We start from the raw sequence: 9,152 nt of genomic DNA, 5'->3' as shown, positions 1-9,152 counted from the left end.
AAGAGACAGACCTGGTGCTTCCGTGGGGTCCCCCCGCGCTCAGGCCCGCGTGGCCACCCCCGTCAGCGCCGTCACCACCGGATCCAGCGCCTGGTGTATCTCGTCGCCGATCGAGCGGAAGAAGGGCAGGGGGGCGCCGTAGGGGTCGTGGACCTCGTCCGCCTCGGCCGTGGGGGCCAGGAGCCACCCGCGCAGGGCGGCGGCGGCGCGGACCAGGGCACGGGCGCGTTCGACCACGCCGTCCTCCAGGGGAGGCAGCGTGGCCGGGTCTATCGCCCGCACCAGGCGGGTGAACTCCTTGAGGGTGAAGGTGCGCAGACCCGCCGAGTGGCCCATGGAGATGACCTGGGCGCGGTGGTCACGGGTGGCGGTCAGCACGAGGTCGGCCATGATCACGTGCTCGTCCAGCAGCTCGCGGCCCACGAAGCCGGAGGCGTCCGCGCCGAAGTCGGCCAGCACGGTCTCCGCGTTGGCCTCCATCGGCGCGCCCTCGTGGCCCCAGGTGCCCGCGCTCTCCACGATCAGCCCACCGCCGGGGAGCGGGCCGCCGAGCCGGTCCGCCAGGAAGTGCCGGGTCAGCCGCTCGGTGATGGGCGAGCGGCACACGTTGCCGGTGCTGACGTGGAGGATGCGGAAGGTGTCGCCTATGCCGCGCATGGGGGTCCCCCCTGCCCGAGCGCAGTCGAGAGCTCGGGGGATTCGGGCGCCGTCAATTCGCCACCTCGAGGTCGGGTACGACCTTCCGCAGCTCCTCCGGCGACAGGGCGCCCTCGCGCAGCAGCACGGGCACCCTGCTGGTGACGTCGACGATGGAGGACGGCACGTTGCCGGGGGTCGGGCCGCCGTCGAGGTAGACGGAGACGGAGTCGCCGAGCATGTCCTGCGCGGCGTCGCAGGTCTCCGGCGCGGGGTGGCCGGTCAGGTTCGCCGAGGAGACGGCCATCGGGCCGGTCTCGGTGAGCAGTTCGATGGCGACCGGGTGCAGCGGCATCCGCACGGCGACCGTGCCCCGGGTGTCCCCCAGGTCCCACTGCAGGGACGGCTGGTGCCGGGCGACCAGCGTCAGCGCGCCCGGCCAGAAGGCGTCCACGAGCTCCCAGGCCATCTCGGAGAAGTCGGTGACCAGGCCGTGCAGGGTGTTCGGGGAGCCGATGAGGACGGGGGTGGGCATGTTGCGCCCCCGGCCCTTGGCGGCGAGCAGGTCGGCCACGGCCTCGGAGGAGAAGGCGTCGGCGCCGATGCCGTAGACGGTGTCGGTGGGCAGCACCACGAGCTCGCCCCGGCGGACGGCGGACGCGGCTTCGCGCAGGCCCGTCGCGCGGTCGGTGGCGTCGTTGGTGTCGTATCGCCGTGCCATGGTCAGCGGGCCTCCTCGTACGCGTACTGCTGGGTCGAAGTCCTGGTGGTGGGCTGCGCGGGCGTCACGGCAGCGCCTTGCGGGCGGTGGCGAACCGCGGCCGGTTGTTGAGGTCGGGGTGGTCGGCGGCGTCGGCCCAGCCCCGCTCCTCGGTGAAGATCCACGGCACCTGGCCGCCCTGGGTGTCGGCGTGCTCGACGACGACGACTCCGCCGGGCCGCAGCAGCCGGTGCGCGGTGCGTTCGAGGCCGCGGATCAGGTCGAGGCCGTCCTCCCCGGAGAACAACGCCATCTCCGGGTCGTAGTCGCGGGCCTCCAGAGCGACGTACTCCCATTCGGTGAGCGGGATGTACGGCGGGTTGGAGATGACGAGGTCGACCTGGCCGTCGAGGTCGGGGAACGCGGTCAGGGCGTCGCCCTGGCGCAGGTCGACCCTGGAGCCCTCGACGTTCTTGCGGGCCCATTCCAGCGCGTCCTCGCTCAGCTCCACGGCGTGCACGCGGGAGCGCGGCACCTCCTGGGCGAGGGCGAGCGCGATGGCGCCCGAGCCGGTGCACAGGTCGACGATGCACGGCTCGACGACGTCCATGGCGCGTACGGTGTCTATCGCCCAGCCGACCACGGACTCGGTCTCGGGCCGGGGCACGAACACGCCGGGGCCGACCTGGAGCTCCAGGTAGCGGAAGTAGGCCCGCCCGGTGATGTGCTGCAGCGGCTCGCGCTGCTCGCGGCGGGCGATGACCTCCCAGTACCGGGCGTCGAAGTCGGCGTCCTTCACGGAGTGCAGCTCGCCCCGCTTGACGCCGTGCACGAACGCCGCGAGCTCCTCCGCGTCGGTGCGCGGTGAGGGCACGCCGGCGTCGGCCAGCCGCTGCGTGGCCTGGGCCACCTCGGCGAGCAGCACGCTGCGGGGGCTGGGGGGCCGCCCCCCGATTCCTTGCTGCACCGCTGGTCCTCCGGTACTCGTACGTCGTCCTACGTGCTGTGTCCTGCGCCCGCGTGCCTCACGCGGCCGCGAGCTTGGCCGCCGAGTCCGCGTCGACGCAGGCCTGGATCACCGCGTTCAGGTCGCCGTCCAGGACCTGGTCCAGGTTGTAGGCCTTGAAGCCGACGCGGTGGTCCGAGATGCGGTTCTCCGGGAAGTTGTAGGTGCGGATCTTCTCGGAGCGGTCGACGGTGCGGACCTGGCTGCGGCGGGCGTCGGCGGCCTCCTTCTCCGCCTCCTCCTGTGCCATGGCGAGCAGCCTGGAGCGCAGGATACGCAGTGCCTGCTCCTTGTTCTGCAGCTGGCTCTTCTCGTTCTGGCAGGAGGCGACGACTCCGGACGGGATGTGCGTGATGCGCACGGCGGAGTCGGTGGTGTTGACGGACTGCCCGCCCGGGCCCGAGGACCGGTAGACGTCGATGCGCAGGTCGTTGGGGTTGATCTCGACGTCGACCTCCTCGGCCTCCGGCGTGACCAGCACACCGGCGGCGGAGGTGTGGATACGGCCCTGGGACTCGGTGGCGGGCACCCGCTGCACGCGGTGCACCCCGCCCTCGTACTTCAGCCGGGCCCACACGCCCTGGCCGGGCTCGATCTGCCCGCGGGCCTTCACCGCGACCTGGACGTCCTTGTAGCCGCCCAGCTCGGACTCGGTGGCGTCGATGATCTCGGTCTTCCAGCCGGCCCGCTCGGCGTAGCGCAGGTACATGCGCAGCAGGTCGCCGGCGAAGAGCGCCGACTCGTCACCGCCGGCGCCGGCCTTGATCTCGAGGATGACGTCCTTGTCGTCACTGGGGTCGCGCGGGACGAGCAGGAGGCGCAGCTTCTCGGTCAGCTCCTCGCGCTGCTGTTCCAGGTCCTTGAGCTCGGCCGCGAAGTCGGGGTCGTCGACGGCCAGTTCGCGCGCGGTCTCGATGTCGTCGCCGACCTGCCGCCAGGAGCGGTACGTGGCGACGATCGGGGTGAGCTCGGCGTAGCGCTTGTTGAGCCTGCGCGCGCCTGCCTGGTCGGAGTGGACCGACGGGTCGGCGAGCTTCTTCTCCAGGTCGGCGTGCTCGGCGACGAGTTCCTCGACGGCCTCGAACATCTTTCGGCTCCTGTACTGCCTGCTGTGCTGCGTGTGCTACGGGGTGGGGGAAGGCGGGCGACCAAAAACGCCGGTCCCGGCGCACCCCTCGGCAGGGGTGCGGCCATGGACCGGCGAAAAGGGGCTCGCTACTTCTTGGAGCCGGCGGCAGCCTTGCCGAAGCGGGCCTCGAAGCGGGCCACACGGCCACCGGTGTCGAGGATCTTCTGCTTGCCCGTGTAGAACGGGTGGCACTCGGAGCAGACCTCGGCCCGGACGGTGCCGGACTCGATCGTGCTGCGGGTCGTGAACGACGCGCCGCAGGTGCAGCTGACCTGCGTCTCGACGTACGCGGGGTGAATGTCGCGCTTCAAGGTGTCTCCTACTGTTCCTGGAGGGCGCCGGGTCGCAGCCGCGGGATGCGGTGCGTGAACCGGAGCCGACGGTCCAGTCTGCCAGGACTGGGGCCATCTCCCCAAACCGAGGGGTTCGGTCGTGTATTCCCTGCGGGTCCCCGCGGGGCGGGACGGGACCGCGCCCATGGGGGTGCCGCGGTTTCGCCGTGGGCGAGTGCGGGTTGCTTGTGGCTCGTCGCGCCCACGATGGGGGTCCCCCCTGCTCGTCAAGAGCTTGGGGGAGGAGCCGCATATCGATACAGCCCCGCGCCCCTCAGGGGGCGCTCACCACTCCCCTGGCCTCGCCGGTGGCCGTTCCCTTGGTGGCCGCCCTGGGGATCGGCCGGTCGTTCTTCAGGGCCGTCCAGACCTGTTCGGCCTTGGCCTTCTCCACGATGACCCGGTTGCGGTTCGCCGGGTCGTACCGGACCGGCATGGTGATCATGGTCATGCCGGAGGAGTCGATGCCCTTGAGGCTGTCGGCGAAGGAGATCAGGGCGTTGACCGAGCCGAGGTCGGAGTCGGTGGTGACGGACTTGGTGGCGGTGTTGCCGAGGTCGTAGAGCCTCTTCGGGTCGGTGAAGAGGCCGGCCTGCTTGACCTGGTCGGCCAGCGCCCTGACGAAGGCCTGCTGGAGCTGGATGCGGCCGAGGTCGGAGCCGTCGCCGACGCCGTGCCGGGTGCGGACCAGGCCGAGGGCCTGCCGGCCGTCGAGCGTGTGCGTGCCGGCCTTGAGGTGCAGGTGGCTCTCCGGGTCGTCGATGTTCTTCGTCGTGGTGACCGGGACGCCGCCGAGTTCGTCGACGAGTCTCTGGAAGCCTCTGAAGTCGACCTCCAGGTAGTGGTCCATGCGGAGGCCGGTCATCGACTCGACGGTCCTCACGGCGCAGGCGGCACCGCCGGTGGAGTACGACTCGTTGAACATCACGCCGTGGGCCGCGGGATGTGTACCGCCCTCGGCGTCGGTGCACTCGGGGCGGTCGACGAGGGTGTCGCGGGGCAGGGAGACGACGCCGGCCTTCCTGTGACCCTCGTACACGTGCACGATCATCGCCGTGTCGGAGCGTGCGCTGCCGTCGTCGGTGCCGCCGCCCAGCCTCCTGTTGCCGCCGGAGCGGGTGTCGGAGCCGAGGACCAGGATGTTCTCGGAGCCGTTGTCGGCCCTGGCGGGCCGGTCACTGCCGAGGACCTGGTTGATGTCGACCGTCTTCAGGTTGCCGTTGAGCTTGAAGTAGAGGTAGCCGACGCCGGTGCCGCCGAGCACGACGATCCCCGCGGCGGTCCAGGCCATGACCGTCAGGGCCTTGCGCCGCCCGGTACGGGGCTTGCGGCGGCGGCCCTTGGCACGGCGGCGGGGGCTCGTGTTGCCGGTCTCCTCCGGTATGCCGGGGCCCGGCGTGCTCTCGGCGGACATGCGCTCCTCAGGTCTCGTATCCGGTCGGCTACCCCATGTTCCCGGGGTCAGGCCCGGTCGACGAGCCCATACCTGACCATCGTCACTCTTACCGTCAGACGGGGGAAACCGGGAAAAGGTTGCACAACGCTCTGCGGCGCGGGACTCACCGAGCACGCGAAAGGGCCGCCCCCCGTGGCACGGGGGGCGGCCCTTTCGGCTGATGCGCCTGCCTCAGTCGCCGTTGCCCGGCGCCGGGGTCGTCTTCTGGATCTGCATCAGGAACTCGATGTTCGACTTGGTCTGCTTCATCTTGTCGAGGAGCAGCTCGATCGCCTGCTGCTGGTCGAGCGCGTGCAGCACCCGGCGCAGCTTCCAGACGATGCTGAGCTCCTCGGCGCCGAGGAGGATCTCCTCCTTGCGCGTACCGGACGCGTCGACGTCGACCGCCGGGAAGATGCGCTTGTCGGCGAGCTTCCGGTCGAGCTTGAGCTCCATGTTGCCGGTGCCCTTGAACTCCTCGAAGATCACCTCGTCCATGCGGGACCCGGTGTCCACCAGGGCGGTGGCGAGGATGGTCAGCGAGCCGCCGTCCTCGATGTTGCGGGCGGCGCCGAAGAAGCGCTTCGGCGGGTACAGGGCCGTGGAGTCCACACCACCGGACAGGATGCGGCCGGAGGCCGGGGCGGCGAGGTTGTACGCGCGGCCCAGACGGGTGATGGAGTCCAGCAGGACGACCACGTCGTGGCCCAGCTCCACCAGGCGCTTGGCGCGCTCGATGGCGAGCTCGGCGACCGTGGTGTGGTCCTCGGCCGGGCGGTCGAAGGTCGAGGAGATGACCTCGCCCTTGACCGACCGCTGCATGTCGGTGACCTCTTCCGGACGCTCGTCGACGAGGACGACCATCAGGTGGCACTCGGGGTTGTTGTGCGTGATCGCGTTGGCGACCGCCTGCATGATCATGGTCTTGCCGGTCTTCGGCGGGGCCACGATCAGACCGCGCTGGCCCTTGCCGATGGGCGAGACCAGGTCGATGATCCGGGTGGTCAGGACGCCCGGGTCGGTCTCCAGACGGAGCCGGTCCTGCGGGTACAGCGGCGTCAGCTTGTTGAACTCCGGCCGCCCGCGGCCGTGTTCGGGCGCCATGCCGTTGACGGAGTCCAGGCGCACCAGCGCGTTGAACTTCTCGCGGCGCTCGCCCTCCTTCGGCTGGCGGACCGCACCGGTGACGTGGTCGCCCTTGCGCAGGCCGTTCTTGCGGACCTGGGCGAGGGAGACGTACACGTCGTTCGGGCCCGGCAGGTAGCCGGACGTGCGGATGAAGGCGTAGTTGTCGAGGATGTCCAGGATGCCCGCGACCGGGATCAGGACGTCGTCCTCGGTGAGCTGCGGCTCGGAGACGTCGTCGCGGCCACGGCGGCCACGGCGGTCGCGGTAGCGGCCGCGGCGGCCACGGCGGCCGCCGTCGAAGTCGTCGTCGTCCTGGTGACGGTCCTGGCGGCCGCCGCCCTGCTGCTGGTTCTGCTGCTGGCGCTGCTGACCGCCCTGGTTCTGCTGGTCGTCGCCCTTGCCGCGGCGGTCGCGGTCCCGGCCGCGGTCGCGGTCACGGTCGCGGTCACGGTCGCGGTCGCGGTCGCGGTCACGACGGTCGCGGCGGCGGCCGTCGCCGCCGTCACCGGCGTCGCCCTTGGCCGCCTCGCCCTGCTGCTGACCCTGGGCCTGCTGGTCCTGCTGCTGCGGCTGTGCGGGAGTCTCGGCCCTCGGCTCGCTCTTCGCCTCGGCGGCGACCGTCTCGGCGCTGCTCGCCGGGGCGCCCGCCTCGGCGGTGGCCCGGCGGCGGCGGCGCTCGGCGGGAACGTCCTCTCCCCCACGCTCGGCTTCGCTCGCGCGGGCGGCGCCCCCAGCCGGCTGGCCGGGAATCTCGATCTGCTGCTGGGCCACGGCCTTGTCGGCCTTGTCCGCCTTCTCGGCAGGGGCCCCGGCCGCCTTCGCCTCCGCCTTCTGGGCGGGCGCGGCCTCCTCGCCCGTACGGGTCCGGGAGGTGGCGCGGCGCTTCGGCTTGCTCTCGGTGGCTTCCTCCGCGGCAGGAGCGGCCTTCGCGGCGGGGGCGCCCCCCGCCGCCTGCGCCTCCTTGATGACCTCGATCAGCTGGCTCTTGCGCATGCGCGCGGTGCCCCTGATACCGAGGCCGGACGCGACCTGCTGCAGCTCGGCCAGCACCATGCCCTCGAGGCCGGTACCGCGGCGACGCCGGGAGCCGGCACCCGTGGCAGGCGCGGAGGCGTCCGTGGCGGGCGCGGCAGCTGTCTCCTCGACACGTGCGCCCATCAGATCGGTGGTGTCGCTCACGAAGGGTCCTTCCCTGGAGCGGACGTCGGCCTGTCTTGGCTCGGCGACCGGTTGTGCTGTCCGGCTTCGGTCCTTGTGTGGGGACCGTGCCGGGGCGGTAATCCGCCTCAGCGGCGGAAGAATTTCTGGTGATTGGCGCTTCCTCGACGTTACGTGGCACCGAGTGTCGCTGTGTCACGTGACGTGGTCGCGCCGATTCCGGAGCGTGCCCGGTGGACCGCTCAGTGTGCGCGTACGGCGTACTGCCCAGGTACGACGTACACCACGCAGTGCGGTTCGGGGGGCTCCCGGAGGGATGTCTGTCCCGGACGGGGACACGAAGCACCTCGCCATGGTGCGGTCGGGTGCAGACTTGAGGTTAACACTACCGGATCCAACAAACATTCCCCCTCTCGAAATCCGGCAATCACCGACTTTCAGCTCTCCGCACCTGCGGCGAGCGGCAGTACGCAGGCTCCTTGCAGATCGAGACTCAGCCGGTTGGCGGCCCAGTCGGCGCCCGCCAGTTGTTCCACCTTGCCGGCGGTGTCCGCGTCGGCCAGCGCCATGACGGTGGGTCCGGCGCCGGAGATGACCGCGGGGATGCCGTCGGCCCGCAGCCGCTCCACGAGGGCGGCGCTCTCCGGCATGGCGGGGGCGCGGTACTCCTGGTGGAGGCGGTCCTCGGTGGCCGGAAGCAGCAGCTCGGGGCGCCGGGTGAGGGCTTCGACGAGCAGGGCGGCGCGGCCCGCGTTGACGGCGGCGTCGACGTGCGGCACGGTGCGCGGGAGCAGACCGCGGGCGGTTTCGGTGAGTACCGGCTTCGCGGGCACGAAAACCACCGGAACGATGGAATCGGAGGGCTCCATCCTGATGGCGCGGGCGGCGCCGGCCTCCATCCAGGACAGGGTGAACCCGCCCAGCAGACAGGCCGCCACGTTGTCCGGGTGGCCCTCGATCTCGGTGGCCAGCTCGAGCAGCGCCGTGTCGTCGAGCCTGGCCTCGGCGCCTATGGTCACGGCGCGGGCGGCGACGATGCCGGCGCAGATGGCGGCGGAGGAGGAGCCGAGACCGCGGCCGTGCGGGATGCGGTTGGCGCAGACGATCTCCAGTCCGCGCGGCTGTCCGCCGAGGACGTCGAAGGCGGTGCGCAGCGAGCGGACGAGCAGGTGCTTCTCGTCACGCGGCAGCGTCTCGCTGCCCTCACCGGCGATGTCGATGTGCAGCCCGGAGTCGGCCACCCGGACCACGACGTCGTCGTAGAGCCCCAGCGCGAGGCCGAGGGCGTCGAAGCCCGGGCCGAGGTTGGCGCTGGTGGCGGGAACGCGCACCCGGACGGCGGCGGCGCGGAACGCTGGACCGGCCATCGCTCGTTGACTCTCCTTGAGCTGCGTGATGGTCGAATGAGCTTCGGTGGACATTCGATGAGGACGAGGACCCTCGGGCCGCGGAGACGGCGCGGCGCCGCGCCGTATGCGAGGGCATATGCAGCGGGCGGGTTCCCTACAGCCTATCGAAGGAAGGTTCAGTGGCGACATAGGGCGCACGGGAGGCGCACGATGCGTGTCGCAAGCCCCCTGTGCAACCCCCTCCCAAGGGAGGCCCTGGGAAGGGGGCGTGCCGGGGGG

Annotated in this window: 8 protein-coding genes; all 8 read right to left on the bottom strand. The window is 71.4% G+C overall.

What is annotated here, in order from left to right; all coding sequences use genetic code 11:
* Positions 1-39 precede the first annotated feature (39 nt).
* The 8 genes from C1I97_RS24510 to thrB all read right to left on the bottom strand — a co-directional run bounded on the left by C1I97_RS24510 (position 40) and on the right by thrB (position 8,891).
* A complete protein-coding gene (locus tag C1I97_RS24510) occupies positions 40-657 on the bottom strand; it encodes an arsenate reductase/protein-tyrosine-phosphatase family protein (protein ID WP_111005345.1) in 618 nt (205 codons plus the stop codon).
* Positions 658-709: 52 nt separating this feature from the next.
* Complete coding sequence (locus C1I97_RS24505) at positions 710-1,357, bottom strand: L-threonylcarbamoyladenylate synthase (RefSeq protein WP_111005344.1); 648 nt, start codon at positions 1,355-1,357, stop codon at positions 710-712.
* A gap of 64 nt (positions 1,358-1,421) precedes the next feature.
* Positions 1,422-2,261: a peptide chain release factor N(5)-glutamine methyltransferase gene (gene prmC / locus C1I97_RS24500; protein ID WP_111005343.1), complete on the bottom strand. Its 840-nt coding sequence runs from the start codon at positions 2,259-2,261 to the stop codon at positions 1,422-1,424.
* 100 nt (positions 2,262-2,361) lie between these two features.
* Positions 2,362-3,429 (bottom strand): peptide chain release factor 1, encoded by a 1,068-nt coding sequence (gene prfA, locus C1I97_RS24495; RefSeq protein ID WP_111005342.1) that lies wholly within the window; start codon positions 3,427-3,429, stop codon positions 2,362-2,364.
* 128 nt (positions 3,430-3,557) lie between these two features.
* Positions 3,558-3,782, bottom strand: a complete 225-nt coding sequence (rpmE, locus tag C1I97_RS24490) for a 50S ribosomal protein L31 (RefSeq protein ID WP_100568051.1) — start codon at positions 3,780-3,782, stop codon at positions 3,558-3,560.
* Between the two features lie 295 nt (positions 3,783-4,077).
* Entirely contained in the window at positions 4,078-5,217 is a 1,140-nt protein-coding gene (locus C1I97_RS24485) for an LCP family protein (protein WP_111005341.1), read from the bottom strand.
* 213 nt (positions 5,218-5,430) lie between these two features.
* Positions 5,431-7,545, bottom strand: a complete 2,115-nt coding sequence (rho, locus tag C1I97_RS24480) for a transcription termination factor Rho (protein ID WP_111005340.1) — start codon at positions 7,543-7,545, stop codon at positions 5,431-5,433.
* 416 nt (positions 7,546-7,961) lie between these two features.
* A complete protein-coding gene (thrB, locus tag C1I97_RS24475) occupies positions 7,962-8,891 on the bottom strand; it encodes a homoserine kinase (RefSeq protein ID WP_111005339.1) in 930 nt (309 codons plus the stop codon).
* Positions 8,892-9,152: the final 261 nt, after the last annotated feature.

The sequence above is a fragment of the Streptomyces sp. NTH33 genome (assembly GCF_003236365.1).
GTDB lineage: Bacteria > Actinomycetota > Actinomycetes > Streptomycetales > Streptomycetaceae > Streptomyces.
The sequence above is the reverse complement of the archived record's forward strand: the minus strand, read 5'-3'. Positions and strand labels throughout refer to the sequence as shown.